The sequence below is a fragment of the Streptomyces sp. NPDC054783 genome, from assembly GCF_053611725.1.
In genome coordinates this window covers 263,468-288,401 of sequence record NZ_JBSHAY010000004.1, presented here as the reverse complement: position 1 = coordinate 288,401, position 24,934 = coordinate 263,468, and the positions used below count along the sequence as shown (strand labels likewise).

Annotated in this window: 27 protein-coding genes; 14 read left to right on the top strand and 13 right to left on the bottom strand. The window is 72.3% G+C overall.

Translation table 11 applies throughout. The features are described 5' to 3' along the window. The first annotated feature begins 125 nt into the window (after window positions 1-125). The 6 genes from ACWGJ5_RS10890 to ACWGJ5_RS10865 all read left to right on the top strand — a co-directional run bounded on the left by ACWGJ5_RS10890 (window position 126) and on the right by ACWGJ5_RS10865 (window position 6,504). Complete coding sequence (locus ACWGJ5_RS10890; protein ID WP_453309405.1) at window positions 126-1,349, top strand: prenyltransferase/squalene oxidase repeat-containing protein; 1,224 nt, start codon at window positions 126-128, stop codon at window positions 1,347-1,349. Continuing rightward, window positions 1,346-1,996: an SCO2322 family protein gene (locus ACWGJ5_RS10885; protein WP_453309404.1), complete on the top strand. Its 651-nt coding sequence runs from the start codon at window positions 1,346-1,348 to the stop codon at window positions 1,994-1,996. The genes ACWGJ5_RS10890 and ACWGJ5_RS10885 overlap by 4 nt, the downstream gene beginning before the upstream one ends. Beyond that, the gene (locus tag ACWGJ5_RS10880; protein ID WP_453309403.1) at window positions 1,983-3,167 is read left to right on the top strand and encodes a CbiQ family ECF transporter T component; all 1,185 of its coding nucleotides are present in this window, start codon (window positions 1,983-1,985) and stop codon (window positions 3,165-3,167) included. The genes ACWGJ5_RS10885 and ACWGJ5_RS10880 overlap by 14 nt, the downstream gene beginning before the upstream one ends. Then, entirely contained in the window at window positions 3,164-4,900 is a 1,737-nt protein-coding gene (locus ACWGJ5_RS10875) for an ABC transporter ATP-binding protein (RefSeq protein ID WP_453309402.1), read from the top strand. The genes ACWGJ5_RS10880 and ACWGJ5_RS10875 overlap by 4 nt, the downstream gene beginning before the upstream one ends. Further along, window positions 4,897-5,727, top strand: a complete 831-nt coding sequence (locus tag ACWGJ5_RS10870) for an ECF transporter S component (protein WP_453309401.1) — start codon at window positions 4,897-4,899, stop codon at window positions 5,725-5,727. The genes ACWGJ5_RS10875 and ACWGJ5_RS10870 overlap by 4 nt, the downstream gene beginning before the upstream one ends. Before the next feature lie 363 nt (window positions 5,728-6,090). Next, window positions 6,091-6,504 carry an aggregation-promoting factor C-terminal-like domain-containing protein gene (locus tag ACWGJ5_RS10865; protein ID WP_453309400.1) on the top strand — a complete coding sequence of 138 codons (414 nt, stop codon included), beginning with the start codon at window positions 6,091-6,093 and terminating at the stop codon, window positions 6,502-6,504. Between the two features lie 208 nt (window positions 6,505-6,712). Here ACWGJ5_RS10865 and ACWGJ5_RS10860 read toward each other — a convergent pair whose 3' ends face one another. Next, on the bottom strand, window positions 6,713-7,948 hold the full coding sequence (locus tag ACWGJ5_RS10860; protein ID WP_453309399.1) for a cytochrome P450: 1,236 nt from the start codon (window positions 7,946-7,948) through the stop codon (window positions 6,713-6,715). Window positions 7,949-8,194: 246 nt separating this feature from the next. Here ACWGJ5_RS10860 and ACWGJ5_RS10855 point away from each other — a divergent pair, with 246 nt between their 5' ends. Beyond that, window positions 8,195-9,364 (top strand): steroid 3-ketoacyl-CoA thiolase, encoded by a 1,170-nt coding sequence (locus tag ACWGJ5_RS10855; RefSeq protein WP_453309398.1) that lies wholly within the window; start codon window positions 8,195-8,197, stop codon window positions 9,362-9,364. Here ACWGJ5_RS10855 and ACWGJ5_RS10850 read toward each other — a convergent pair. Both ACWGJ5_RS10850 and ACWGJ5_RS10845 read right to left on the bottom strand, forming a co-directional pair. Then, window positions 9,348-9,533 carry a DUF397 domain-containing protein gene (locus ACWGJ5_RS10850; RefSeq protein ID WP_453309397.1) on the bottom strand — a complete coding sequence of 62 codons (186 nt, stop codon included), beginning with the start codon at window positions 9,531-9,533 and terminating at the stop codon, window positions 9,348-9,350. The genes ACWGJ5_RS10855 and ACWGJ5_RS10850 overlap by 17 nt on opposite strands. After that, window positions 9,514-10,341 carry a helix-turn-helix domain-containing protein gene (locus ACWGJ5_RS10845; protein ID WP_453309396.1) on the bottom strand — a complete coding sequence of 276 codons (828 nt, stop codon included), beginning with the start codon at window positions 10,339-10,341 and terminating at the stop codon, window positions 9,514-9,516. The genes ACWGJ5_RS10850 and ACWGJ5_RS10845 overlap by 20 nt, the downstream gene beginning before the upstream one ends. Before the next feature lie 108 nt (window positions 10,342-10,449). Between ACWGJ5_RS10845 and ACWGJ5_RS10840 the strand changes: the two genes are divergently transcribed. Continuing rightward, window positions 10,450-10,815, top strand: coding sequence for an ATP-binding protein (locus ACWGJ5_RS10840; RefSeq protein WP_453309553.1), 366 nt, complete (start codon window positions 10,450-10,452; stop codon window positions 10,813-10,815). Window positions 10,816-10,825: 10 nt separating this feature from the next. Here ACWGJ5_RS10840 and ACWGJ5_RS10835 read toward each other — a convergent pair whose 3' ends face one another. Both ACWGJ5_RS10835 and ACWGJ5_RS10830 read right to left on the bottom strand, forming a co-directional pair. Continuing rightward, window positions 10,826-11,056 carry a hypothetical protein gene (locus ACWGJ5_RS10835; RefSeq protein ID WP_453309395.1) on the bottom strand — a complete coding sequence of 77 codons (231 nt, stop codon included), beginning with the start codon at window positions 11,054-11,056 and terminating at the stop codon, window positions 10,826-10,828. Further along, on the bottom strand, window positions 11,053-13,095 hold the full coding sequence (locus ACWGJ5_RS10830; protein ID WP_453309394.1) for a bifunctional glycosyltransferase 87/phosphatase PAP2 family protein: 2,043 nt from the start codon (window positions 13,093-13,095) through the stop codon (window positions 11,053-11,055). Before ACWGJ5_RS10830 ends, ACWGJ5_RS10835 begins: the two co-directional genes overlap by 4 nt. 390 nt (window positions 13,096-13,485) lie before the next feature. Here ACWGJ5_RS10830 and proP point away from each other — a divergent pair, with 390 nt between their 5' ends. From proP to ACWGJ5_RS10815, 3 genes are all read left to right on the top strand, one after another. Then, window positions 13,486-14,871, top strand: coding sequence for a glycine betaine/L-proline transporter ProP (gene proP, locus ACWGJ5_RS10825; protein ID WP_453309393.1), 1,386 nt, complete (start codon window positions 13,486-13,488; stop codon window positions 14,869-14,871). A 157-nt stretch (window positions 14,872-15,028) separates the two neighbouring features. After that, window positions 15,029-16,135 (top strand): DUF2330 domain-containing protein, encoded by a 1,107-nt coding sequence (locus tag ACWGJ5_RS10820; protein WP_453309392.1) that lies wholly within the window; start codon window positions 15,029-15,031, stop codon window positions 16,133-16,135. A gap of 47 nt (window positions 16,136-16,182) precedes the next feature. Continuing rightward, window positions 16,183-16,854 (top strand): O-methyltransferase, encoded by a 672-nt coding sequence (locus ACWGJ5_RS10815; RefSeq protein ID WP_453309391.1) that lies wholly within the window; start codon window positions 16,183-16,185, stop codon window positions 16,852-16,854. Window positions 16,855-16,907: 53 nt separating this feature from the next. Here the strand turns inward: ACWGJ5_RS10815 and ACWGJ5_RS10810 are convergent, their stop codons facing one another. After that, entirely contained in the window at window positions 16,908-17,300 is a 393-nt protein-coding gene (locus ACWGJ5_RS10810; RefSeq protein WP_228620073.1) for a hypothetical protein, read from the bottom strand. A 103-nt stretch (window positions 17,301-17,403) separates the two neighbouring features. Here ACWGJ5_RS10810 and ACWGJ5_RS10805 point away from each other — a divergent pair, with 103 nt between their 5' ends. Continuing rightward, window positions 17,404-17,829, top strand: a complete 426-nt coding sequence (locus tag ACWGJ5_RS10805) for a DnaJ family domain-containing protein (RefSeq protein WP_453309390.1) — start codon at window positions 17,404-17,406, stop codon at window positions 17,827-17,829. On the opposite strand, the gene ACWGJ5_RS10800 is transcribed toward ACWGJ5_RS10805, so the two are convergent. The 4 genes from ACWGJ5_RS10800 to ACWGJ5_RS10785 all read right to left on the bottom strand — a co-directional run bounded on the left by ACWGJ5_RS10800 (window position 17,818) and on the right by ACWGJ5_RS10785 (window position 20,484). Then, window positions 17,818-18,567 carry a hypothetical protein gene (locus ACWGJ5_RS10800; protein ID WP_453309389.1) on the bottom strand — a complete coding sequence of 250 codons (750 nt, stop codon included), beginning with the start codon at window positions 18,565-18,567 and terminating at the stop codon, window positions 17,818-17,820. The genes ACWGJ5_RS10805 and ACWGJ5_RS10800 overlap by 12 nt on opposite strands. A 5-nt stretch (window positions 18,568-18,572) precedes the next feature. Then, the gene (locus ACWGJ5_RS10795; protein WP_453309388.1) at window positions 18,573-19,199 is read right to left on the bottom strand and encodes a hypothetical protein; all 627 of its coding nucleotides are present in this window, start codon (window positions 19,197-19,199) and stop codon (window positions 18,573-18,575) included. Window positions 19,200-19,276: 77 nt separating this feature from the next. Next, window positions 19,277-19,711, bottom strand: coding sequence for a nuclear transport factor 2 family protein (locus ACWGJ5_RS10790; protein WP_453309387.1), 435 nt, complete (start codon window positions 19,709-19,711; stop codon window positions 19,277-19,279). A gap of 50 nt (window positions 19,712-19,761) precedes the next feature. Beyond that, window positions 19,762-20,484: a helix-turn-helix transcriptional regulator gene (locus ACWGJ5_RS10785; protein WP_453309386.1), complete on the bottom strand. Its 723-nt coding sequence runs from the start codon at window positions 20,482-20,484 to the stop codon at window positions 19,762-19,764. Between the two features lie 61 nt (window positions 20,485-20,545). Here ACWGJ5_RS10785 and ACWGJ5_RS10780 point away from each other — a divergent pair, with 61 nt between their 5' ends. Further along, window positions 20,546-21,043, top strand: coding sequence for a GNAT family N-acetyltransferase (locus tag ACWGJ5_RS10780; protein ID WP_453309385.1), 498 nt, complete (start codon window positions 20,546-20,548; stop codon window positions 21,041-21,043). Here ACWGJ5_RS10780 and ACWGJ5_RS10775 read toward each other — a convergent pair. Together ACWGJ5_RS10775 and ACWGJ5_RS10770 are read right to left on the bottom strand one after the other, a co-directional pair. After that, the gene (locus tag ACWGJ5_RS10775) at window positions 21,036-23,075 is read right to left on the bottom strand and encodes a DHA2 family efflux MFS transporter permease subunit (protein WP_453309384.1); all 2,040 of its coding nucleotides are present in this window, start codon (window positions 23,073-23,075) and stop codon (window positions 21,036-21,038) included. The genes ACWGJ5_RS10780 and ACWGJ5_RS10775 overlap by 8 nt on opposite strands. 566 nt (window positions 23,076-23,641) lie before the next feature. Further along, complete coding sequence (locus ACWGJ5_RS10770; RefSeq protein WP_453309383.1) at window positions 23,642-23,920, bottom strand: hypothetical protein; 279 nt, start codon at window positions 23,918-23,920, stop codon at window positions 23,642-23,644. A gap of 46 nt (window positions 23,921-23,966) precedes the next feature. Between ACWGJ5_RS10770 and ACWGJ5_RS10765 the strand changes: the two genes are divergently transcribed. Continuing rightward, window positions 23,967-24,155, top strand: a complete 189-nt coding sequence (locus ACWGJ5_RS10765) for a peptidoglycan-binding domain-containing protein (protein WP_453309382.1) — start codon at window positions 23,967-23,969, stop codon at window positions 24,153-24,155. An 85-nt stretch (window positions 24,156-24,240) separates the two neighbouring features. On the opposite strand, the gene ACWGJ5_RS10760 is transcribed toward ACWGJ5_RS10765, so the two are convergent. Beyond that, the gene (locus tag ACWGJ5_RS10760) at window positions 24,241-24,897 is read right to left on the bottom strand and encodes an HAD family hydrolase (protein WP_453309381.1); all 657 of its coding nucleotides are present in this window, start codon (window positions 24,895-24,897) and stop codon (window positions 24,241-24,243) included. Window positions 24,898-24,934: the final 37 nt, after the last annotated feature.

Here is a 24,934-nt window from a genome sequence, read left to right as displayed (position 1 = left end):
TGTTGACCGGCTCGCGTGCGCCGGCGGTCCGCCGCGCACGGCACCGTCGAGGTTTACGGAGCCGAGCCGCCCGGGGTGTCTCCCGTGCGCTGCCCGGCTCCCCGCAGGAGAGGCAGTCGCCGACCATGAACGTCCGCCGCAGTGCCGCGGCTCTCGCCGCCATAGGCGTGCTGGCCGCCGCCGCGCCCGCCACGGCCGCCGGGCAGTCCCCGTCCCCCTCTCCCAAGGTCGCGATCCCGTCCGGGCTGTACGGAAAGTCCGACCCGACCTACGACGGCGTGTGGCGCCAGTCGCTGACGCTCATCGCCCAGCGGACCCTCGGCTACCGGCCGGCGGCGAAGGCCGTGGACTGGCTCGCCGGCCAGCAGTGCGCGAGCGGCGCCTTCGCCGCGTTCCGCGCCGCCCCCGCCAAGGCCTGCGACGGCAAGGTCATGGCGGACACCAACAGCACGGCCGCCGCCGTCCAGGCCCTGAAGGCGGCCGGCGGGCACGACGACGCCGTCGGCAAGGCCGTGACCTGGCTGAAGTCCGTGCAGAACAAGGACGGCGGCTGGGGCTACTCGCCCGGCGGGGCCAGCGACACCAACTCCACCTCCGTCGTCATCGGCGCCCTCGCGGCGGTGGGTACGGATCCGGCGAGCGTCGGCAAGGCGGGCAAGTCCCCCTACGATCTCCTCGCCGCCATGTCCCTCCCCTGCGACCAGGACGGCGGCGGCGCCCTCGCCTACCAGCCGGACAAGAAGGGCGGACTGGCCGCCAACGCGGACGCCACGGCGGCCGGGGTGCTCGGCGCCCTCGGCAAGGGGTTCGTGGCCCAGGCCGGCCAGGCGCCCGCGCAGAACACGTGCGCCAAGGCCGGCCGTCCCACCCCGGCCCGGGTCGCCGACAACGCCGGCGCCTATCTGGCCGCGGCCGTCGGCAAAAGCGGGCACCTGCAGTCGGCGCTGCCCGGCGCCAAGGACCAGCCGGACTTCGGCAACACCGCGGACACGGTGGTCGCGCTCGCCGCGGACGGCCGGACCGAGCAGGCGAAGACGGCATACGACTGGCTGGAGAAGAACGCCGGGAACTGGGCGGCGCAGAGCGGTCCGGCGGCGTACGCCCAGCTGATCCTCGCCGCGCACGCGGTCGGCGCCCAGCCCGGTGACTTCGGCGGCACCAGCCTGGTGCGGTCCCTCAACGAGCTCGGCCCGGCACCGGTCATGGACTCCGCCGCGCACGAGACGAAGAAGGCCGAGAAGTCCGACAGCGGGTCGAGCCTCGGCGTCTGGTGGTTCGTCGGCGTCTGCCTCGTCGCGGGCATCGGCGTCGGCTTCCTGCTCAGCGGCCGGAAGAAGCGGCAGCCGTGAGGACCGTCCGCCGCGCCGCGAGCCTGCTGTGCGCCGCGCTGGTCCTGCTGGCCGGGGCGGGGCAGGCGCACGCCACCGGTTACCGCTACTGGTCCTTCTGGGAGCGGTCGGGCGGGCACTGGACGTATGCCACGCAGGGCCCGTCGACCGCCCGTCCCGACGACGGTGCCGTGGAGGGCTTCCGCTTCGCGGTGAGCGCGGACTCGGCGGACGCGAGCCGGCCGCGCGGGGCGGCGGACTTCGGCACGATCTGTTCGGGTACCCCCGCCGGGTCCGGTACGAAGCGGGTGGCTCTCGTCCTCGACTTCGGCACCCCCGCGGACGCGCCGTCCGGCGAGACACCGCCTGCCCGCCGTACGGCGTGCGCCCGTGTGTCGCCCGACGCGACGACCGCCGACGCCCTGGCGGCCGTCGCCCCGCCCCTGCGCTACGACACCAACGCCCTGCTGTGCGCGATCGCGGGGTATCCGAAGAAGGGGTGCGGGGAACAGGTTTCGGCGGCGGCCACGGGCGGGAAGTCCCCGGAGAAGAGCGGCAGTCCGGGCAACGGGCCTGCGCTGGGTCTGCCGATCGGCGCGGGTGTCGTCGCCCTCCTGGCGGGCGCGGCGGTGTGGCAGTCCCGACGGCGACGCGATGACTCCGTCTGACTGCGGGCCGGTGGGGGCCGATCGCTCCCCCACGTTCTCGGCTTCGCTCGAACCCGGGGGGACCCCCATCGCGGCGCAGCCGCACACCGGCAAGGCCCGCGCCACCGTTCACCCCGGTGCGTGGTGGCTCTGGGCGCTCTGCCTCGGTACCGCCGCCACCCGCACCACCAACCCCCTCCTCCTCGCCCTGCTCATATCCGCCTCCGCCTACGTCGTCGCGACGCACCGCAGCACCTCGGGCGCCCCCACCGCGCACGCCTACACGGCCTTCGCCAAACTCGCCCTCGCCGTGCTCCTCGTCCGCGTCGTCTTCGCGGTAGCGCTGGGCTCCCCCATCCCCGGCACCCACACCCTCGTCACCCTCCCCGAGGTCCCCCTCCCCCACTGGGCGCAGGGCATCCGTCTGGGCGGAAAGGTCACGGCGGAGGCGCTCGTCTTCGCCGCCTACGACGGGCTGAAGCTGGCGGCCCTCCTGATCTGCGTCGGCGCGGCGAACGCGCTCGCCGGCCCCACCCGCCTGCTCAAGTCCCTCCCCGGCGCGCTGTACGAGACCGGCGTCGCCGTGGTCGTCGCCGTCACCTTCGCCCCGCACCTGATCGCCGACGTCCAGCGCCTGCGCGCCGCCCGCCGTCTGCGGGGCCGCCCGGACCGGGGGCTGCGCGGCCTGCTCCAGGTCGGACTGCCGGTGCTGGAGGGCGCGTTGGAGCGCTCGGTCGCGCTCGCCGCCGCGATGGAGGCCCGCGGCTACGGCCGTACCGTCGAGGTTCCCGCCCGGATCCGCCGTACGACGGCCGCGCTCACCCTCGGCGGACTGCTCGGCGTGTGCGCGGGAACGTACGGGCTGCTCACCGCGGAGGGCGGCACGTACGGCGTCCCGCTGCTGCTCGCCGGTGTCGGCGCGGCCCTCGCGGGACTGCGGCTCGGCGGCCGGCGTTCGCCGCGCACCCGGTACCGCCCGGACCCGTGGGACGTACGGGCCTGGCTGGTCACCGGCTCGGGCGCCGCGGTCGCCGCGCTGCTCAGCCTGGCCTCCGCCCGCGACCCGGAGGCGCTGCACCCGGGCGTCGTGCCCCTCGTCGCCCCCGCCCTCCCCCTGTGGCCCGCCGCGGCGGTCCTCCTCGCCCTTCTGCCCGCCTTCGTCATACCCAAGGACCCCAAGGAGCCGTCGTGATCCGCTTCGAGGATGTCAGCGTGATGTACGACGGTGCGGCCGAACCCGCTGTGCAGGGCGTCGACTTCGAGGTGCCGGAGGGCGAACTGGTGCTGCTCGTCGGCCCGTCCGGGGTCGGCAAGTCGACCGTGCTCGGCGCGGTGAGCGGTCTCGTGCCGCACTTCACCGGCGGCACCCTGCGCGGCCGCGTCACGGTGGCGGGCCGGGACACCCGTACCCACAGGCCGCGTGAACTCGCCGACGTGGTCGGCACAGTGGGCCAGGATCCGGTCGCCCACTTCGTGACCGACACCGTGGAGGAGGAACTCGCCTACGGCATGGAGTCGTTGGGCCTCGCCCCGGAGGTCATGCGGCGCCGGGTCGAGGAGACCCTCGACCTGCTGGGGCTGGCCGGACTGCGCGACCGCCCGATCGCCGCCCTCTCCGGCGGCCAGCGGCAGCGGGTCGCGATCGGCTCGGTCCTCACCCCGCACCCGCGGGTGCTGGTCCTGGACGAGCCGACCTCGGCCCTGGACCCGGCCGCGGCGGAGGAGGTCCTGGCGGTGCTCCAGCGCCTGGTGCACGACCTCGGCACGACGATCCTGATGGCCGAGCACCGCCTGGAACGCGTGATCCACTACGCCGACCGAGCCGTCCTCCTGCCCGGTCGCGGCGAGGCCCCGGTCGTCGGCTCCCTGCCCGAGGTGATGGCGGTGTCCCCGGTATACCCCCCGGTGGTCGGCCTGGGCCGCCTGGCGGGCTGGTCCCCCCTCCCCCTGACCGTCCGAGACGCCCGCCGTCACGCCGCCGAGCTGAGGGAACGCCTGGCCGCGGCTGCGGACAGTCGTGTCGCTGGGGCGGCACGGGCGGGCGGTGGGGGTCCCCTCGCGCGGGCGCAGTCGAGCCGGCAAGCGGTCCAGCCCCCGGCCGGCACCGGCGCCGGGCGCCGCCTCCGGTTCCGGCGCCGGTCCTCCGCCGGCCCCACCCCGGAGACCCCGCAACCGCACATCGCCGAGGTCCGCTCCCTCTCCGTGCGCCGGGCCCGCGTCGACGCCCTGCGGCGCGTGGACCTCACCGTCGCCCCCGGCGAAACCATCGCTCTGATGGGCCGCAACGGCGCCGGCAAGTCCACCCTCCTCGGCTCGCTCGTCGGACTGGTGGCGCCCGGTGCCGGAAACGTGCGGGTCGGCGGGGTCGAACCCCACCGCACCGCACCCCCCGACCTCGTACGCCGCGTCGGCCTGGTCCCCCAGGAACCGCGGGACCTCCTCTACGCCGACACGGTCGCCGACGAGTGCGCGGCGGCCGACCGGGACGCGGCAGCCGAGCCGGGGACCTGCCGGGCGCTGGTGTCGGAGCTGTTGCCGGGCATCACGGACGACACCCACCCCCGTGATCTGTCCGAGGGGCAGTGCCTGGCGCTCGCCCTGGCCGTCGTACTGACCGCCCGCCCGCCCCTCCTCCTGCTCGACGAGCCGACCCGCGGCCTGGACTACGCGGCCAAGGCCCGCCTGGTGACCGTACTGCGCGGCCTGGCCGCCGAGGGGCACGCGATCGTGCTGGCCACGCATGACGTGGAGCTGGCGGCCGAGCTCGCGCACCGGGTGGTGCTGCTGGCCGAGGGGGAGGTCATTGCCGACGGGCCGACGGCGCAGATCGTCGTCTCCTCACCGTCCTTCGCCCCGCAGGTGACGAAGATCCTCGCCCCGCAGCAGTGGCTCACCGTCGCCGAAGTACGCGAGGCCCTGGCATGAGGCCCCCGGGCACCGCGCGGCTGCACGCCGTCCGTCTCGGCCCCCGCTCGCTCGCCGCGCTGGCCCTGGTCGGCGCGGTCGGCGTGGTCGCCTTCGGCTGGCCCTTCCTCGCTCCGCCCACCTCGCAGCTGAGCGCCCACGCCCAGGACGCGCCCTGGCTCTTCGCGGGCCTGCTCGTCCTCCTGGTCGCGGTCGTGGGGGCGACGATCTCGGAGTCGGACCTCGGGCCGAAGGCCGTGGCCATGCTGGGCGTGCTGGCCGCGACGGGGGCCGCGCTGCGGCCGATCGGCGCGGGTACGGCGGGGATCGAGCCGATGTTCTTCCTGATGGTGCTCAGCGGGCGGGTGCTGGGACCCGGCTTCGGCTTCACGCTGGGCTCGGTGACGATGTTCGCGTCCGCCCTGCTCACGGGCGGGGTCGGACCGTGGCTGCCGTTCCAGATGCTGTCGATGGGCTGGTTCACGATGGGCGCCGGGCTGCTGCCGGGCCCGGTCCGACTGCGCGGCCGGGCCGAACTGCTGCTCCTCGCGGTCTACGGCTTCCTCGCCGCCTTCGCCTACGGCACGGTCATGAATCTGGCCGGCTGGCCGTTCATGGGCGGTGCCGCCTCGAACCTCTCCTTCGACACCCATGCCTCCGTCCCCGCCAACCTGGCCCGTTTCGTGGCCTACTGCCTGGCCACCTCGCTCGGCTGGGACCTGGGCCGGGCCCTGTGCACGGTGGTGCTGACCCTCGTCCTCGGCCCGGCCGTGCTGCGCGCGCTGCGCCGGGCCACGCGGCGGGCCGCTTTCGAGACCGCGGTCACATTCGACGGCCCCGCCGCGTGACGGGCGGCACAGCGGACGGTGCCGCTGGGTGAGGCGTCGTATCCAGGTCGTGAGCAAGACGGTGAAGCACCCCACATGACGCACGTCACCTACGATTCGGGGCCGTAGTGCCAAATGTCCGATATGCCCCTTCGGGTATCCCCGCTGACCTGCGCTTTGCGACCCACGTCACAGAGCCGACCTTTCCCGCCCATCCGGCCACAACTAGTAAAAGGGGTCATTGCGGACGGCTTTCCGGGCTGCTTCTCTGGACGACGTCGCCAGGCGCTACGCCCCCCGGGGTCGCGGCGCCGACGCATGAGGCCACATCGCGTGGTCCGTCCCATGCGGGCGATCCCCTGTCCCCGACGCAAGAGGTACTCCGTGTCCGTCTCCTTCATCCGCCGCATCGCTTCCCCGAAGAAGGCCCTCACCGTCGCCGCCGTGGCCGCCGCCACCGCCGGCATGGCTCTGAGCGCGGCGCCCGCACAGGCCGCCCCCGCCTCGGCCTCCTCCGCTCAGGCGATCGCGCACAAGATGATCCCGGACGCCGCGCAGTTCAACGCCTTCAGCAAGATCGTCTCGCACGAGAGCGGCTGGAACCCGAGCGCCACCAACAGCTCCTCCGGCGCCTACGGCCTGGTCCAGGCCCTGCCGGGCTCCAAGATGTCCTCCGCCGGTTCCGACTGGAAGACCAACCCGGCCACCCAGATCAAGTGGGGCCTGGACTACATGAACTCCCGCTACGGCAACCCGGTGAAGGCCTGGACCTTCTGGCAGGCCAACGGCTGGTACTGAGCCACCCGGTAGCCGCCCCCAGCACACGCGCGCACCCTCGCCCTTCGACGGGCGGGGGTGCTCGCGCATGTCTCCGGCCCTGCCGCCGCAGACATGCCGAAGTGGTCGCATGACGAGAGAGTGACGCAGCTGACCTCGGGGGAGGCAGGAACGGGGCGTTGGGGTAGGGGTGCTCCTGCCTCCCTCGGGGTGGGCCGACCCATGGGGTTCAGCCGGTGGTGACCTGGAGTTCCTTGACGCCGTTGATCCAGGCCGAGCGCAGCCGCCGGGGCTCGTCGGCGGACCGCAGGCCGGGCATCGCGTCGGCGATCGCGTTGAAGATCAGGTCGATCTCCAGGATCGCCAGGGACTTGCCGAGGCAGTAGTGCGGCCCGCCCCCGCCGAAGCCGAGGTGGGGGTTGGGGTCACGGGTGATGTCGAAGGCGTCGGGGTCGGTGAAGACCTCCGGATCGTGGTTGGCGGAGGCGTAGAACAGCCCGACCCGGTCGCCCTTCCCGATCCGGGCGCCGCCCAGCTCGGTGTCCTGGGTGGCCGTCCGCTGGAAGGCGTTGACCGGGGTCGCCCAGCGCACGATCTCCTCGGCCGTCGTGCCCGGCCGCTCCCGCTTGAACAGTTCCCACTGCTCGGGATGGGTGAGGAAGGCGTGCATCCCGTGGGTGATGGCGTTGCGGGTGGTCTCGTTCCCGGCCACCGCCAGCATCAGCACGAAGAAGCCGAACTCGTCGGAGTTCAGGTTGCCCTCGTCCTCCGCCGCGACGAGCGTCGTGACGATGTCGTGGGCGGGGCACTGCTTCCGCTCGACGGCCATGTTCATGGCGTAGGCGATGATCTCGGCGGCCGACTGGGCGCCGACCTCCTCGGTGATGGCGTACTCGGGATCGTCGTAGGCGATCATCCTGTTGGACCAGTCGAAGATCTTGGACCGGTCCTCCTGGGGTACGCCGATCAGCTCGGCGATGGCCTGCAGGGGCAGTTCGCAGGCGACCTCGGTGACGAAGTCGAAGGGCCCGGAGCGCGCGCGGGCACTCGCGACGATCGCCTCCGCACGCGTCCGGAGCCGCTCCTCCAGGGCGCGGATGGAACGTGGCGTGAAGCCGCGCTGCACGATCTGCCGCACCCGCGTATGTTCCGGAGGATCCATGTTGAGCAGGATCAGCCGCTGTGCGTCGATCGCGTCGCGCTCGATGTGCTCGTTGAAGCGGATGATCGCGGTGTTGACGGTGGAGGAGAAGAGCTCCGGGTGCGTGGAGACGTACCGGACGTCCGCGTGCCGGGTCACGGCCCAGTAGCCGTCGTCGGCGAAGCCCGCGAGGCCGTGCGGCTGCGGGATCCAGCGGACCGGCTCGGTGCGGCGCAGCTCGGCGAACTCCGGGAGGGGCACACGGTGGTGCAGCAGGTCGGGGTCGGTGAAGTCGAACCCGTCGGGCAGCGCGGGGCAGTGCATCGGCGACTCCCGTCGTCCGGTCTCAGTCCGTTCTGACGGCCCATCAGCGGGTGCCGTGAAGGTAGTAACGGGTTCTACAAGTCGCAAGAGGTACGGCAGCCCCAATCCGTGCGGAATTCGTGCAGATCGCGACTCCGGCACCTGCAAGACCCTTGCGGTGATGGACATCACGTCAGCAGACTGCTGAGCAGAACTAGAACGCGTACTAGTTCTGGAGGAGAGCCCTCTCGGAGAGGACCCGCACCCATGGCCGCCGAACCCGTGATCGTCGAAGCCGTACGCACCCCGATCGGCAAGCGCGGCGGCGCGCTCGCCAACCTGCACCCCGCCTATCTCCTGGGCGAGACCTACCGTGAACTGCTCGGCCGCACCGGCATCCCCGCCGACGCGGTCGAGCAGATCGTCGGCGGCACGGTCACCCACGCCGGCGAACAGTCCATGAACCCCGCGCGCACGGCCTGGCTGACCATGGGGCTGCCCTACGAGACGGCGGCGACGACGGTCGACTGCCAGTGCGGCTCCTCCCAGCAGGCCTCGCACATGGTGGCCAACATGATCGCCGGGGGCGTGATCGACGTCGGGATCAGCTGCGGCGTCGAGGCGATGAGCCGGGTCCCGCTGGGATCGGGTTCCAAGCACGGCCCCGGCAAGCCGTTCCCGGACGAGTGGAACGTGGACCTGCCGAACCAGTTCGAGGCGGCCGAACGCATCGCCCGGCACCGGGGCCTGACGCGGGAGAACGTCGACGCGCTGGGGGTGTCGTCCCAGGAGCGGGCGGCGCTGGCCTGGGCGGAGGAACGCTTCAAGCGCGAAACCTTCGCGGTCCAGGTGCCGACCACCGAGGAGGAGCAGTACGCCGGTCAGGGCATGTGGCGCCTGGTCGACAAGGACGAGGGGCTGCGCGACACGTCCATGGAGGCGCTGGCCGGCCTGAAGCCGGTGATGCCGAGCGCCGTCCACACGGCGGGCAACTCGTCGCAGATCTCGGACGGGGCGGCGGCCATCATGTGGGCGTCCAAGCGGATGGCTCGGGCGCTGAAGCTGAAGCCGAGGGCGAGGATCGTCGCTCAGGCGCTGGTGGGCGCCAACCCGCACTTCCACCTGGACGGCCCGATCGACGCGACGCGCGCGGTGCTCGGCAAGGCAGGGATGTCCCTGAAGGACATCGACCTGGTCGAGATCAACGAGGCCTTCGCCTCCGTGGTGTTGAGCTGGGCCCAGGTCTTCGAACAGGACCTGGACAAGGTCAACGTCAACGGCGGTGCGATCGCACTGGGTCACCCGGTGGGGGCGACAGGCGCCCGCCTGATCACCACCGCCCTGCACGAACTGGAGCGCGCGGACAAGGAGTTCGCGCTGATCACCATGTGCGCGGGCGGTGGGCTGGCTACCGGGACGATCATTCAGCGGTTGTAGAGGCCCAGTTCACGAAGGTGGTGAAGGCGGCGGGGTCGAGGGTGAGGATCGGTCCCGCCGGGGTCTTCGAGTCGCGGATGGCGACAGTGGCTTCCGCCAGTTCGGCGACCTCGACGCACGAGCCGCCCTGGTCTCCGCTGTAGCTGGACTTACGCCACTTGCTCTCCATATCGGTCCTCCATCACCCGTCGGATCAGATCCGCCGAGTCCCTGATGGAGAGTGCGGCGGCCTGTAGATGATCGTAACGGAGCGAGCAGTCCCTGACGGTGTCCGGGTTCGCGGTTGGATGCCCGCTGCTATAGCCCTCGGTGTACACGATGGAGGGGTCGCCCGCGAAGTGGAACAAGTCGAACGAGCCTTGCGAGCCCGCGTGAGCCCCGGCCGAAAAAGGCAGCACCTGGATGTTGATGAGGCGGTGCCCCTCGTACGACAACAGGTGAGCCAACTGGTCCCGCATGACCTCTCGGCCACCCGTTTCCTGCCAGAGCGCGGCTTCGGTGACGACCGCCCAGAAATGCGGAGAGTCGGCCTTCTCGAAGATGCGTTGGCGCGCCAGCCGCGCGGCGGCACGGTCATCGAGCTTGGCCTCGTCAAGCACGCCGAGAACAGCGCGCGCGTATGCCGGCGTCTGCAAGAGACCGTGGATCAGGTGCGTGTGGAAGGTGCACATCTGGGTCGCCCGCACCTCCAGCTCAGCCACCTGCTGAAACCACGCCGGAAGTTGACTTCGCATCACCAGCGGATGGAGCCGTGTCAGTAACCCGCCCGTGCACAGCGCCGCGTCCGCCCGCTGACTGAAGTCCAGCGTCGGCAGCTTCCGGGCCGTCTCCACCTGGCCCACCAACGACCCCGTGAAGTTGATGATCTCCCCCAGCTGCCGCTGCGTGAGTCCCGCCGCCTCCCGGTACCGACGCAACTCGAAGCCGTAGTAGTCGAGCGGTGAGGCGCTCGGGTCGAGGGTGTTGATGTTCACCACGGCAAGTCCCCTCCCGGACCCGTTGTGTTCAACCTGTGGCTCACCGTAGTGATCCGAGGTCAGCCTCGTCCTGTGAACCTCAACATTCCCCACACCACCCAGTACCGCATGAACCTCACCGTCGGAGAGCACTCGGTCCGCCACATCCGCCGTATCGTCCGTTCGCTGCTTCGGGAATGGGGGCTGACGGAGCTGACGTTCGCCGTGGAGCTGGGTATGAGCGAGCTGGTCACCAACGTCGTACGGCACGTGCCGGACCGCCGCTGCACCGTACTGCTCGCCCGGCAGACGGTCGGCGTACGGGCCGAGGTGACCGACGGCTTCGCGCAACTCCCCTCGGCCGGAGACGACTTGGCCCACGAGTCGGAAAGCGGACGCGGCCTCGCCCTGGTGGACGCCGTGGTCGACAAGTGGGGGGTCTCCCCGGCCGGGGAGAGGGGGAAGACGGTCTGGTTCGAGTGCGGGATCGGCTGACCAGGTGTCGCTAACCAGGTGTCGCGCGCAGGGCGATCAGGACGCTCGTCCGGTCGGGCTCGGGAAGGTCCCCGACGAACACATGGCCCGACGCGGCACCCGCGGTGACATCGCGCCGTGCCTGTTCGTCCGTCACGTGTCGGAGGATGAAGGCGGCCACGTCGTCGAAAAGGGCGGACGTCGCGAACCAGGCGAGGTCCTCTCCCGACCCGTCCGAGGGCAACGAGACGAGCTTCGTCATCGCGTCCCTTCCGGCACGGGGAGCGGGGCGGCGGACTCCTGGCGTGCCGCCGCCGTCGTGACGAGCCGGGCTCGCGGGCCCTGGAACACGTACGACAGGCCGAAGCCGGCGCTCACCACCGCCGCGCCACCCACCGCGTCCAGCACCCAGTGGTTGCCGGTGGCGACGATGGCCGAGACGGTGAAGAGGGGGTGGAGGAGGCCGAGGGCCTTCATCCACCACCTCGGGGCGATGACCGCGATGACCACGCCGCACCACAGGGCCCAGCCGAAGTGCAGCGACGGCATCGCCGCGTACTGGTTGGTGAGCGCGGTCAGGGTGCCGTAGTCCGGTTTGGAGAAGTCCTGGACGCCGTGGACGGTGTCGATCATGCCGAGGCCCGGCATCAGGCGCGGCGGGGCCAGCGGGAAGAGCCAGAAGCCGATGAGGGCGAGGAAGGTGGCGAAGCCGAGGGAGGCGCGGGCCCAGCGGTAGTCGACGGGTCGGCGCCAGTAGAGGACGGCGAGGACCGTCAGGGGCACCACGAAGTGGAAGGACTCGTAGTAGAAGTCGAAGAAGTCCCGCAGCCAGCCGATCTTCACGACGGCGTGGTTGGCCCAGTGCTCGACGTCGATGTGCAGGAACCGTTCGATGTCGAGGACGATGTGGCCGTGGTGCTCGGCCCGGGCCCGGCCGCCGGAGACGGTGCCGCCGGTCGCGGCCAGGCGGACCTGCTGGTAGGCGGCGTACACGACCCGGATGAGCAGCAGCTCCAGGAGCAGGTTGGGGCGGGTGAGGACGCGGCGGAGGATGGGGAGCAGGGTGATGCGGCGGAAGCGGGCCGGGACCGGCGGCGCGTACTCCGCCGGGATCGGCCGCTGGTAGTGGGGGGACGTCCGCGACAGGAAGGGCACCGCCGTGGCGGCGGCCAGCGCCGCGAGCAGGACGAGGTTGTCGCGCAGCGGGTACATCACCGCCATGTTCGGCAGCATCATCTTCGCCGGCAGGGTGGTCACCAGGATCATGGCGACCGGCCAGACGTACCGGTCGGAGGCCCGGCTGCCGACCCGGCCGACCATCGCGAGCAGCACCCACAGCACCTGGTACTGCCAGGCGGTGGGAGACACCGCGACGACGGCGCAGCCGGTGACGGCCACGGCGAGCAGCAGCTGGCCGTCGTGCGCGTAGCGGACGGCGCGGCGCAGGGCGAGCGCGGCGACGGCGGCGCTCAGCACCAGGAAGAGGCCGATCTCCAGCGGGCCGATCACGCCCAGGCGGAGCAGGGCTCCGTGCAGGGACTGGTTGCCGAGGGCGTGCGCCTTGCCGCCGAGGCCCACCCCGGCCATGTGGTGCACCCAGTACGTGTACGAGTCGTGCGGCAGCGCCGCCCAGGCGAGCGCGGTGCAGGCGGCGAAGGTGCCGGCCGTGGCGGCGGTGGCCCGGCGGCGGCCGGTGAACCACAGCAGCGGGGCGAAGAGCAGCATGGTCGGCTGCAGAGCGGCGGCCAGGCCTATGCACAGCCCGCTCCCGCGTTCGCCGCGTACGGTGAAGCAGCCGAGCAGGACGAGCAGGACCGGGATGATGCTGGTCTGGCCGAGCCACAGGGCGTTGCGGACCGGCAGCGACAGCATGAGCAGGCTGATCGCGACCGGCGCGGCCAGCAGGGAGGTGCGGCGGCCGACCGGCTTGGGCAGCGCGCGGGCCGCCACCAGGCCGAGGGCGACGACCAGCAACAGGGTGCCGAAGGTCCAGCCCCAGCCGAGCGCGGCTTGAGCGGAGCGCGTGAGGGGCTTGAGGACCAGACCGCCGAAGGGCGTGCCGGTGAACCGGGTCGAGTCGTAGATCGAGCCGTTCACGTGCAGCACGCCGTGGGGGCCGACCCAGGTCTCCAGGTCGGTCAGCCGCTCGCCGCTCGGCGTGGTGAGGACGACGGTCAGCTGTCGTATCGCGAGGATCGCGGCGACCGCCCACAGGGCGAGCCGGGCCGCGCGCAGCCCCGCCTCGGCCGGGGCCCTGCCGAAGGTGTCCGCCGCTCGCCCGCTGTGCTCCACGTTCGCCACGCCTCGCCGGCCTCCCGCCCCGTCCGGTCCCGGCGCCGGTCACGCCGGATTCCTCTGAGCACCCTATGAGGGGCTCAGCCCCCCGGAGAAGGACGCGGGAAACCAACGCTTCACCTGACGTCCGTTCTCCTTTTGTCCGGAAGACGATAGTCGGGGGCATAGGCGGTTGCGCGTATGGGGCGCGACAAGGATCACAGCACGGGGCCGCGACGGCTGGTCACGACTGGGCAGACGTACCTGCGTATGCGACGTTTGGCTGCAGTATGCAGTTGACCGCATACGTGACGTAAGGCGCCCAAGTCCGCCTATGGTCACTTTTCGGCCCGAATTCCGGCAGTGCCGCCGTGCGGACCGCGTCCCTGTCCCCGTCGAAAGGTAGGCGAGCCCGTTTTGGCGACCGCCACAGCCGTCTCCCCGTCCCTCGTGAAGACCCGGCGGGCCACCACGGCCCGTGACGTCACCGTCACCGACCCCGTGCTCGTCAAGCGCGCCGTGAAGGCGGCCGCGCTCGGCAACGCGATGGAGTGGTTCGACTTCGGTGTCTACAGCTACATCGCGGTCACCCTGGGCAAGGTCTTCTTCCCGTCCGGCAACCCGACCGCGCAGCTGCTGTCGACCTTCGGCGCCTTCGCGGCGGCCTTCCTGGTCCGGCCGCTCGGTGGCATGGTCTTCGGTCCGCTGGGCGACCGTGTAGGCCGTCAGAAGGTGCTCGCCCTCACGATGATCATGATGGCGGCGGGCACGTTCGCGATCGGCCTGATCCCGTCGTACGCCTCGATCGGCGTGGGCGCGCCGCTGCTCCTGCTGGCCGCCCGGCTGGTGCAGGGCTTCTCGACCGGCGGTGAGTACGCCGGCGCGTCGACCTTCATCGCCGAGTACGCCCCCGACAAGAAGCGCGGCTTCTTCGGCAGCTGGCTGGAGTTCGGCACGCTGGCGGGCTACATCGGCGGCGCGGGCCTGGTCACCCTGATGACCGCGCTGCTGTCCTCGCACGACCTGGTGTCGTGGGGCTGGCGGATCCCGTTCCTCATCGCCGGTCCGATGGGCATGATCGGCCTGTACCTGCGGATGCGTCTCGAGGAGACCCCGGCGTTCGCGGCCGAGGTGGAGAAGGCGGAGGCCGCCCGGCCGAAGGTGCCGCTGCGCGAGATGGTCGCGGGCCAGTGGAAGGCGCTGCTGCTGTGCATGGGCCTGGTGCTGGTCTTCAACGTCACCGACTACATGCTGCTGTCGTACATGCCGAGCTACCTCACCAGTGAGCTGAAGTACGACGAGACGCACGGGCTGCTGGTCGTGCTGGGCGTGATGGCCCTGATGATGATCGTCCAGCCGTTCGCGGGCGCGCTGACCGACCGGGTCGGCCGCCGCCCGGTGATCACGGCGGGCTGCGCGGGCTTCCTGTTCCTCTCCATCCCGGCCCTGCTGCTGATCCGCCAGGGCAGCCTGCTCGCCGTGGCGCTGGGGATGGGCGCGCTGGGTCTGCTGCTGGTCTGCTTCACGGCGGCCATGCCGGCCGCGCTGCCCGCTCTGTTCCCCACGCGGGTGCGGTACGGGTCCCTGTCCATCGGGTTCAACGTGTCGGTGTCGCTGTTCGGCGGGACGACTCCGCTGGTGGTCACGGCGCTGATCGGGGCGACCGGGAACATGATGATGCCCGCGTACTACATGATGGCGGCGGCCGTCGTGGGCGGGTTCGCGGTGTGGCGGATGTCGGAGTCGGCGGGGCGGCCGTTGCCGGGTTCCGCTCCGGCAGTGGAGGGTCGCCAAGCGCCGTAGGGGTGCAGGCGCGTTGCCGGGTGCGGTTCCTTTGCAGCCGGTCGCGCAGTTCCCCGCGCCCCCTTCGGGAGGCACCCCGCCGGCGCGGGCGGGCGACCCGGCCCCCGGCCCCCGAGGACGCCGGAACCGCTGACAGAGCGGCACCGTCTGTAGGCCTGTGGAAAACGCCCGCGCCCGCATGGTCACCCTGGTCCTCGCCCTCCTGAGCATTCAGCTGAGCTGGCTCATCGCCCCGGCCTACGCCTGTGGGTGTGGGGCGATGGTGCCGGATCCGGCGAGCCGGATCGCCGTCGCCGAGGAGCAGTCCGTGCTGCGCTGGGACGGCCGCCAGGAGCAGATCGTGATGCGGCTGACGGTGAACGGCGACGCGCGGCACGCCGCCTGGATCATGCCCGTCCCGCACCGGGCGACCGTACGCCTCGGCGACCCCGCCCTCTTCGACCAGCTGGCCGGGGCCATCCAGCCCGTCCACCGCACCCGGTACCACTTCTGGCCGAGAAACGGCGACTGGCCCTTCCACACCCACGACAACTCCGCCGACGCCGCCGCGCCACCCGCCGCCGGCGGCGTGGGCGTGGTCGGCCGCCAGCGGCTCGGCCCCTTCGACGTGGCCCGGCTGACCGCCACCGACCCGGCCGCCCTCGGCGACTGGCTGCACACCCACGGCTTCTCCCTGCCCGCCCGCCTGCGGACGGCCCTGCAGCCGTACGTCGACCGGCACTGGGAGTACGTGGCCGTCCGCCTCGCCCCGGACACCCCGGACACCGCGCTGCACGGCGCGCTGGACCCCATCCACCTCACCTTCTCCGCCGACCACCCGGTGTACCCGATGCGGCTCTCCCGCCTGGCCCGCACCCCGCAGTCCCTCGGCCTGTACGTCCTGGCCGCCCACCGCATGGAGACCCGCACCACGATCGGCGGCCTCACACCCGGCGTGGTCTTCGCGGGCCGAGTCCGCGCACACGGCGGCGCCCTCGGCGAGCTGGCCGCCGGCACGCCGTACCTGACCGCGCTCACCCAGCGGTTTCCCGAGCCCGCCCGCATCTCCGGCGACCACGAGCTGCGCCGGGCCGCCGCCGACACCCCGGTCCAGCAGGTGGTCTACGACGACCGGCTGCGCGAGGTCGCCGGGGTCCCGGCCTGGCTGCTCACGGTGGCCGGCGTGCTCCTGCCGGTCGCGGCCGCCGGCGTCCTGGTCGCCGTACGGCGCTCCCGGCGGCCGGTCAATCCGTCGATGATCACGCCGTCGGCGCCCGTCGGCTGAGACGATGTCAGCGGGAACGGCAGGCACTCGGGAAAGGCAGCAGGAGCATGAGCGACTCCCAGCTCTGGGACGACGTCGATGACTACTTCACCAGCCGGCTCACCCCCGATGACGAGGCGCTGCAGGCGGCCGTGCGGGAGAACGACGCGGCCGGTCTGCCGCACATCGCCGTCACGGCGGCACAGGGCAAGTTCCTCCAGCTGCTCGCCCAGGTGCAGGGCGCGCGGCACATCCTGGAGATCGGCACACTCGGCGGATACAGCACGATCTGGCTGGCCCGGGCCCTGCCCGAGGACGGCAGGCTGGTGTCGCTGGAGTACAACGCCAGGCACGCGGAGGTGGCCACCCGGAACCTCGCCCGGGCCGGCCTGGACCGGATCGCGGAGGTGCGGGTGGGACCGGCCCTGGAGTCGCTGCCCAAGCTCGCCGACGAGAACCCGGCCCCGTTCGACCTGGTGTTCATCGACGCCGACAAGGCCAACAACGCGCACTACGTCGAGTGGGCGCTGCGGCTCACCCGCACCGGGAGCCTGATCGTCCTGGACAACGTGGTGCGCGGCGGCCGGGTCGTCGACGAGCGCAGCACCGAGCCCGACGTCGTGGGCACGCGCGCCGCGATCGAGCTGATTGCCACCCATCCGAGGCTGACCGGCACCGCGATCCAGACGGTCGGCAGCAAGGGCTACGACGGGTTCGCGCTGGCCCGGGTACTGGACTGAGCGGCCCTGCGTCGCCCGGTCCAGGGCTCAGGCCCCGGAACTCAGAGCCGAGTTCAGACCTCGTGGTAGAAGCCGACGTTGACGCTGCGCGGCGCGGTGCGGTCCTGGACGACGATCTCGCCGGACCCGCCATGCGGCAGCGGTACGGTCGCGCCGTAGCCGAGGGGCTGCGCGTACTCCCCGACCAGCAGCCGCACTTCGGACGACGGCTCGGCCTGCGAACCGCGCAGCCAGCTCAACTGCCAGCCGCCGTCCGGGGTGCACAGGAATTCCAGGTGCACCCGGGAGACGAACAGCCAGTCCTCCGGGGTGACCAGTCGGCACACGGACGCGTCGCGGCCGACCCGGAGCACGGCGCCCGGCTCGCTCGGCGCCTCGGCCATCGTCATGCCGGCCGTGGCGCCCGCTTCGGCTCCGGAGACGGTGGCCATGGTGAGTTCGAGCACGAGCGTTTCCCCCTGTACGACCTTCGTGGTTCGGCGGCCGGATCTGCATACCGCCGCCGCATGATAAAACGCCCGGCCGGGCCGCGTCCGGCACAATGGGTTCATGACCGAGCGAAAGCCACCGGGTGTGCCGTTCGAGTCCTGGGTCGACAAGCAGATCCGCGACGCGCAGGGACGGGGTGAGTTCGAGCGGCTGCCGGGCACGGGTGAGCCGTTGCCCACCGAACTGGACTCCACCTACGACGAACTGTGGTGGGTCAAGCGGAAGATGGTGCGCGAGGGCCTGTCCGTCCTGCCGCCCGCCCTCGCCCTGCGCAAGGAGGCCGAGGATGCGCTCGCGGCGGCCTACGCGGCGCCGTCGGAGCGGATCGCGCGGAAGATCATCGAGGACGTCAACGTCAAGATCAAGGACATGATGTTCAAGCCGCCGCCCGGTCCCCCGCTGGGCAAGAAGCCGTACGACGTCGAGGAGGTCGTACGGGAGTGGCGGCAGCGCAGGGCTGCCGCCAAGGGGCCGTCAGAGGTGTAGCAGGCGCCCGGCCAGCTCCTGGTAGTCACGCAGAGCCAGCCTGAGCTGCTCGGTGTCGAGGTCCGAGCCGGGTCCGCGGTCCTCGGAGGCCTCCCAGGACCGCCGCAGCGTACGCCTGCGCCTCTCCACCGCCTCCTCGAACCGCCCCGCGATCTCCTCCAGCACGTGATCGGCCTGCTCCACCGCGCCCCGGGGCTCGTCCACGAAGCCGGCCGCCAGCTGCCGCATCCGCAGCTCCCAGCGGTCGGTCTCGTCGTGGGGCAGCAGGGGGGCACCGGTGCCGGAGGGAGCGGGCGCCGTCTCACCGACACCGCCGGGTGCCGTGCCGCCGGGTGCCGTCGGCCAGGCGTCCGGCGCGGTGGAATCGGTGGTGTGCGCCTCACGCGCGGTCACGTCCCCGGGGGACGGAACCCCCAGCCCGTCATCCGGCATCGGACTCTCGTACGCCACACCACCCTCACCGGTCCTCCCACCTGGCGTTCCCCTCTCACCCGGCATACGACCTTCACCCGGCACACGGCCCTGGTCCGGTACGTCCTCCGGGGTGAGGTCGTCGGCTGTCAGACCGTTTCTGCCCGGGCCGACCGAGCCGGGAAGGCGCGATGGGGCACCCGTCGGCGGCGGTTCGCCGGGGAGCCGTTCCTCCGGCAGGGTGTCTCTCGGTGTGCGGTGGCCCAGGGGCATGTCCTCCGGGGTCCGGTCCTCGTCCTCGCGGGGGCGGCTCTTCCTGTCCGACACGGCACTCAACCCTCCTTCGGACGGCTCCTGTTGAAGGCCCACGGGGTAGCGGAGCGGCTGCCGGCCTCCCCGGAGGGGTGGGTCAGGTCGTCGAAGAGGGCGCGGGCACCGACGAGCGCCGTACGCATCTCCTCGGTCCCGGAGCCGGCCTCGGTCAGCCCGTCGCGCGCGCCCGCACGGGCCACCCGGTGCACCTGCCGGTAGCCGTCGACGTGGTCGGCGTGGTGCACGGACAGCGCGGCGAACTGCTCCTCGTAGCGCCCGCCGTCCGGGTAGCCCCGCGCGGCCGCGACGTCGGCGAGGAGCTGGTCGGCCTCGGCCACCGCCTGCCGCGGTGATTCGACGAAGTGTTCCTGCACGGCCGTCCAGCGGGCCGCGTACTGCTCCCGCCCGGCCAGGTCCAGTGGCCGTTCCCGCAGGCCGCCGTGGCGTTCGACGCGCTCGGCCAGCTCCCGTTCGGCTGCCTCGGTGTCCCCGTCGTGCAGGGCGACGGTCCGCTCGTACTCGGGTCCGAAGCGCTGCCTCAGGCCGGAACCGCCGTACCGTCCGCGGCCGCGCAGAACCGGTGACGCGGCCGCGGCGATGATCACGACCGCCACGATCACGGTCAACACGATCATGCCTGTGGACATGGTTGCCTTCCGCTCGGACCGGCCCCACTGGCCGGCTCCCCTTCCGGGTGACCCGGAAGGGGAGCCACAAACGGTGATCAGTCCGCGAAGCGGCGCAGTCCGGTCACGGACCAGACCGTCGCGATACGCCCGTCCGTCACCTCCAGCAGATCGATCCCGCTCTTCTGGGCGCCGTCCGGCAGGGTCACGTACCAGCAGCAGGCGACCCGGCCCGACTCGCCGTCCGCCACCGGCGTGCCGTCGACGGTGAAGCGCAGTCCGGGCTTCTCCTCGCGGAAGGCGGCGACCAGCCCGAGGATCCCGGCCGGGCCGCGCACCACGTCCGTGGTCGCGCCCCGCTCGGGATCGTTGCCGAAGCGGATGCGGAAGCCGGGCGCGAGGAACGCCTCCGGGTCGCTGAAGTCGCCGTTCCACAGCGCGGTCCAGCGGTCGAAGAGGGCGATGCCGGTGGCGGAGGTGAGATCGGTGCCGCTCGTCAGGGATGTCGATGTCGATGTCGGTGTCGGTGTCATGGGCATCAGCCTGCGCCCCGTCCGCGACAACCCCCTGTCGGTGATTGCCGTCACATCACCGTCGCCGCGTCGAGCGGCACGACGTCGGAGCCGAGCGTGTCGAGGGCGGCGAGGTCGACGGCACGGCGCGGAGCCCGCTCGTCCAGGGCCGTGGCCGCGCGGACCCGGTCCAGCCGGAAGCCTCGCGGTGCGTCGCGCAGCCGGCACCAGCCGGCCAGGTACCAGTGCTCGGTGCCGCCGAGGAAGCCGAGCGGTTCCACATCCCGTGCGGTGACCCGGCCGGCGGCGTCGGCGTACTCCAGCCGCAGCACCCGGCCCGCCGTCAGCGCCTCCCGCAGCGCGGCGGGCACCACGGGCCCTGCGGGCCGCGCCGGGCGGGCGGCCGGGACGAGCAGCCGTACCCGCTCGGTCAGCTCGGCCGCCGCCCTGCGCTCCCGTTCCGGCATCACGGCGAGCACCTTGTGCAGGGCACTGCGCGCGTCCGCCGCGAACGGCGTCCCGGCCAGGGTGTGCAGCCCGACGGCGAGGGCGGTCGCCTCGGCCGGGGTGATGGCCAGCGGCGGCAGCGTCCGCTCCTTGTCGAGCACATGGCCGCCGCTGCGGCCCGGCTCGGCGTGGATGGGCACCCCGGACTGTTGCAGCGCGGCCAGGTCCCGTTCGATGGTGCGGACACTGACCTCGAAGCGCCGGGCGAGCGCACGGGCGCTGCGGGGCCGGGGAGCGGCGGCGCGCAGTTCCTCGACGAGGGCGTAGAGACGGTCGGTGCGGTTCACGGCAGACAGTCTGCGGAAATTCGCTCGGCGGTGCGGCGCAAGGCCGCCGACAATGGCCGGCATGACGTGGACGATCGCCCCGGAACCGTACGACTCCCCGGTCGCCGCCGCGCTGTGGCGGGCGTACTACACGGAGGTCAGCGACCGCTGGTACCTGGCGCACGAGGGCCGGCGCACCGACCCCGACGAACTGGAGCGGGAGATCGCGGCCACGACCGGATCCGAACTCGCGCATCCCGCCGGGCAGTTGCTCGTCGGCCGGTACGACGGTGAGCCGGCCGGCTCGGCGGGGGTACGGCTGCTGGAGCCGGACACGGCGGAACTGACCCGGGTGTTCGTGCACGAGCGGCTGCGCGGCAGGGGCGGGGCCCCGCTGCTGGTGGCCGCCGCCGAGGAGGCCGCGCGCGCCCTCGGCGCCCGGCGGCTGATCCTGGACACCCGCTCCGACCTGGTCGAGGCCCGCGCCCTGTACGCCCGCCTCGGCTACACGGAGACCGACCCGCACAACGACGACGTCTACGCCGAGCACTGGTTCCGCAAGGAGCTGGCGCTCACCTGACCTGGGTGGTCGTCGCGTTGTGCGGTCGCTCGCGCTCGGTGCCGCACAGTTCGCCGGTGAGTTCCCTGACGAGCTGGGTCAGGTCGGTGGAACGGCCGGGCTTCCACCAGTCGCCGAGGAGTTCGGCGAGGGACTCCTCGCGGGCCTTGGCCAGGTGTTCGGCGACCTCGCGGCCGGAGGGGGTCAAGTACAGGTCCAGGCCCTGGCGTTCGGCGAGGTGCCGTTCCTCGACCTGGCGGGCGGCGGCGAGGACGGCCGCCAGCGGGACGGGGCTGCGCTCGGCGAGCACGCCCGGTTCGATGGAGCCGTACTTGCGGATGCGCAGCAGCATCCAGCTGGCGGCGGGCAGCAGGTCGTACCCGGCCCGTTCGGTGATCTTCCGGTAGATCTCGCGGCGGCCCTCGCGGGTGCCGAGCAGGGACAGGGCGCGGGAGCACTCGTCGTAGGAGGACCGCTCGACGGGGTTGGGCGGGATGGTCTCGGAGGCGTCCGGCGCGGTGACCGAGCCGCGCAGCCGGTCCTCCTTGAGGAACCAGGCCAGCAGGAAGCCGAGGAGGGCGACGGGGGCGGCGTAGACGAAGACGTCGGTGATGGCGGACGCGTACGCGTGCAGGGCCGCCGGGCGCAGGGCGGGCGGCAGGGCGGCGATGCCGCGCGGGTCGGACTTGAGGGCGTTGGCGCTGGCGCCGGGCGGCAGATGGGCTCCCCGGAAGGCAGCGGCGAGCTTGTCGCCGAGACGGCTCGCGAACACCGTGCCGAAGATCGCCACGCCGAAGGAGGCGCCGATGGAGCGGAAGAAGGTCGCGCCGGAGGTGGCGACGCCCAGGTCCTCGTACGACACGGCGTTCTGCACGATGAGGACGAGCACCTGCATGACCAGGCCGAGGCCGAGGCCGAACACGAAGAAGTAGACGCTCATCTCGGCGGTGGAGCTGCGCTCGTCGAGCCGGTGCAGCAGAAGCAGGCCGATGGTGGTGACGGCGGTGCCGGTGACCGGGAACACCTTCCAGCGGCCGGTGCGGCTGACGATCTGCCCGGAGATCGTGGACGACAGCAGCAGGCCGACGACCATGGGCAGCATGTGCACGCCCGACAGGGTCGGCGAGATGCCGTGCACGACCTGCAGGAAGGTCGGCAGATAGGTCATCGCGCCGAACATGGCGAAGCCGACGATGAAGCTGATGACGGCGGCGAGGGTGAAGGTGCGGATGCCGAACAGCTTCAGCGGCAGCACCGGTTCGGCGGCCCGACGCTCCGCGGCGACGAACGCCACGGCCAGCAGGACGCCCAGCACGGCCAGCCCGATGATCTGCGCCGAGCCCCAGGCCCAGGTCGTCCCGCCGAGGGAGGCGACCAGCACCAGGCAGGTGGCGACGGACGCGATCAGGAGCGTGCCCAGGTAGTCGATGACGTGGTGCGCGGTGCGGCGCGGGATGTGCAGGGCGGTGGCGATCACGGCGAGCGCGACGACGCCGACGGGCAGGTTGACGTAGAACACCCAGCGCCAGCTCAGATGCTGGGTGAACAGCCCGCCGAGCAGTGGCCCCAGCACGCTGGTCGCCCCGAACACGGCCCCGAACAGCCCCTGATAGCGCCCGCGTTCACGGGGCGGCACGATGTCGCCGACGATCGCCATCGACAGCACCATCAGCCCGCCGCCGCCCAGGCCCTGCAGCGCCCGGAACCCGATCAGCTCGCCCATGTTCTGCGCCATGCCGCACAACGCCGAGCCGACGAGGAAGATGACGATGGCGGTCTGGAACAGCCGTTTCCGCCCGTACTGGTCGCCGAGCTTGCCCCACAGCGGGGTCGCGGCGGTCGAGGCCAGCAGGTAGGCGGTGACGACCCACGACAGGTGCTCGAGACCCCCGAGATCGCTGACGATGGTGGGCAGCGCGGTCGAGACGATCGTCTGGTCGAGCGCGGCGAGCAGCAGCCCGAGGAGCAGGGCGCCGATCGAGACGAACACGTTGCCGGAGACGTGCTCGGCGGCCTTGATCTCCTGCTGCGTGGCGTGCGCGTCCAGGGCCATGGAGACCTCCCGGGACTCAGGGGCTCGAGTGCACCTTCCATCGTGGTCGGTGTCACCGTTTATGGCCTGTTGAGTCCCGCGTTTCCGACGGCGGATGCGAAGAAGATGCGCATAGTGTCGGAAGTTCGTGAGGGGAGGGGCGAACGCGTGAGTGAATCCGAGGGCCGCAGCTGCCCGGAGTGCGGGGCACCGAGGGGTCCGGACCTGAGCCCGTCCTGCTTCTGCGCCGAGCGCGCGGCCGAGGCCCTGCGCGAGACGCGTTCGGCCGAGGCGGCAGCGGCGGAGGATTTCGATCCACTGCGGATACGGCCGTATGTCGAGATCGAGCCCGATGAGACCGGCCTGCCCCTGCGGCCGGCGGGGAGGCGCCCGGAAGGGGCGCGAGGCAGCGCGCCTGCAGGCGACTCCGCCACGTGGGCGCGACCAGCCACAACGGCGCCGCAGCCGAACGACGACCGACCACGGCCGAAACGGTCGAGCGCCCGCCGTGCCGTCCTGCTGTCCGTAGCAGGCGCCGGCACGGCGATCGTGGCGGCGGCCGGGTTCGCGAGCGGGCTGCTCTCGTATCACACGCCGTCCCGGGACCGGGCGGCCCAGGAGGTCAGGCAGAGCGTCCCGGAGGTGAGCACACCGAGCCCGGCGTCACCGTCGCCACCCGCCTCCCCGGCCCCGTCCCACCGGCCGGCGTCGCCGCCCGCCGCTTCGGCGAGCCTCTCGAGTCCTCCGAGTCCCCCGAGCCCGTCGGCCACGCCGTCAACGTCGCCGTCCACGTCGCCGACCCCGGCCCCGCCCGCCGTCACGTCCCGCCCGGCCCCCGCGACCGCCTCCGCCGCCCCGCGGACCACCGCGGCCGTCGCGCCGGTGCTGCAGCGCGGCGACCAGGGTGCGGAGGTGACCGAACTCCAGCGGCGACTAGGGCAGTTGAACCTCTACGTCGACCGGATCAACGGCGTCTTCACCCGCCCGGTGGAGGACGCCGTACGCACCTACCAACTGGCCCGGGGCGTTCAGGGCGACACCCTCGGCGTGTACGGACCGGAGACCCGGAGAAGCCTGGAGGCGGAGACGTCCGAGCCGTGATCCGGCCTTGCCGTGATCGTCCGAGCCGTGATCCGGCCCTGCCGAGGTGACTGCGCTCCGTCGTCCGGAGGGCGGGAGCCCCGTGTCAGCCGATGTGCAGCCGGATCGTCCCGTCACCCGGCGCCCCGACCCGCACCCGCGTGAGATCCGGCACGACCACATCGGGTCCGTGCACACCGGCGCGGGGCCCGATCCCCACCACCGTCATCCCCGCGGAGCGCCCCGCCGCGATCCCCGCGCCGGAGTCCTCGAAGACGACACAGTCCGCCGGATCCACGCCCAGCTCGGCGGCGCCCTTCAGGAACCCCTCGGGGTCGGGCTTGCTCGCGCCCACCGACTCGGCGGTGACGCGGACCTCCGGCAGCGGCAGCCCGGCGGCGTTCATGCGCGCGGTGGACAGCGGGACGTCGGCGGAGGTCACCAGGGCGTGCGGGAGGCCGCGCAGGGAGGCGAGGAACGCGCTCGCGCCGGGGATCTCGACCACGCCGTCGGTGTCGGCGGTCTCCTCGGCGAGCATGCGGGCGTTGTCGGCGAGGTTCTGCTCCATGGGCCGGTCGGGCAGCAGTACGGCCATGGAGGCGTGACCCTGCCGGCCGTGGACGACCTTCATCACCTCGTCGCCGTCCAGCCCGTGCCGCTCGGCCCAGCGGCGCCAGATGCGTTCGACGACGGCGTCCGAGTTGACGAGGGTGCCGTCCATGTCGAGCAGGAGGGCGCGGGCGGTGAGGACGGTGGCCGTCATCGGCAGCTCCAGGAACGAAGAGGCCCCGAGGGGAGGA

Excerpts from the sequence above, each read along its gene's own strand:
- ACWGJ5_RS10890 (WP_453309405.1), top strand. The coding sequence starts at position 126 with ATGAACGTCCGCCGCAGTGCCGCGGCTCTCGCCGCCATAGGCGTGCTG.
- ACWGJ5_RS10880 (WP_453309403.1), top strand. The coding sequence starts at position 1,983 with ATGACTCCGTCTGACTGCGGGCCGGTGGGGGCCGATCGCTCCCCCACG.
- ACWGJ5_RS10870 (WP_453309401.1), top strand. The coding sequence starts at position 4,897 with ATGAGGCCCCCGGGCACCGCGCGGCTGCACGCCGTCCGTCTCGGCCCC.
- ACWGJ5_RS10860 (WP_453309399.1), bottom strand. The coding sequence starts at position 7,948 with ATGCACTGCCCCGCGCTGCCCGACGGGTTCGACTTCACCGACCCCGAC.
- ACWGJ5_RS10855 (WP_453309398.1), top strand. The coding sequence starts at position 8,195 with ATGGCCGCCGAACCCGTGATCGTCGAAGCCGTACGCACCCCGATCGGC.
- ACWGJ5_RS10850 (WP_453309397.1), bottom strand. The coding sequence starts at position 9,533 with ATGGAGAGCAAGTGGCGTAAGTCCAGCTACAGCGGAGACCAGGGCGGC.
- ACWGJ5_RS10840 (WP_453309553.1), top strand. The coding sequence starts at position 10,450 with ATGAACCTCACCGTCGGAGAGCACTCGGTCCGCCACATCCGCCGTATC.
- ACWGJ5_RS10835 (WP_453309395.1), bottom strand. The coding sequence starts at position 11,056 with ATGACGAAGCTCGTCTCGTTGCCCTCGGACGGGTCGGGAGAGGACCTC.
- ACWGJ5_RS10815 (WP_453309391.1), top strand. The coding sequence starts at position 16,183 with ATGAGCGACTCCCAGCTCTGGGACGACGTCGATGACTACTTCACCAGC.
- ACWGJ5_RS10805 (WP_453309390.1), top strand. The coding sequence starts at position 17,404 with ATGACCGAGCGAAAGCCACCGGGTGTGCCGTTCGAGTCCTGGGTCGAC.
- ACWGJ5_RS10795 (WP_453309388.1), bottom strand. The coding sequence starts at position 19,199 with ATGTCCACAGGCATGATCGTGTTGACCGTGATCGTGGCGGTCGTGATC.
- ACWGJ5_RS10790 (WP_453309387.1), bottom strand. The coding sequence starts at position 19,711 with ATGACACCGACACCGACATCGACATCGACATCCCTGACGAGCGGCACC.
- ACWGJ5_RS10780 (WP_453309385.1), top strand. The coding sequence starts at position 20,546 with ATGACGTGGACGATCGCCCCGGAACCGTACGACTCCCCGGTCGCCGCC.
- ACWGJ5_RS10775 (WP_453309384.1), bottom strand. The coding sequence starts at position 23,075 with ATGGCCCTGGACGCGCACGCCACGCAGCAGGAGATCAAGGCCGCCGAG.
- ACWGJ5_RS10760 (WP_453309381.1), bottom strand. The coding sequence starts at position 24,897 with ATGACGGCCACCGTCCTCACCGCCCGCGCCCTCCTGCTCGACATGGAC.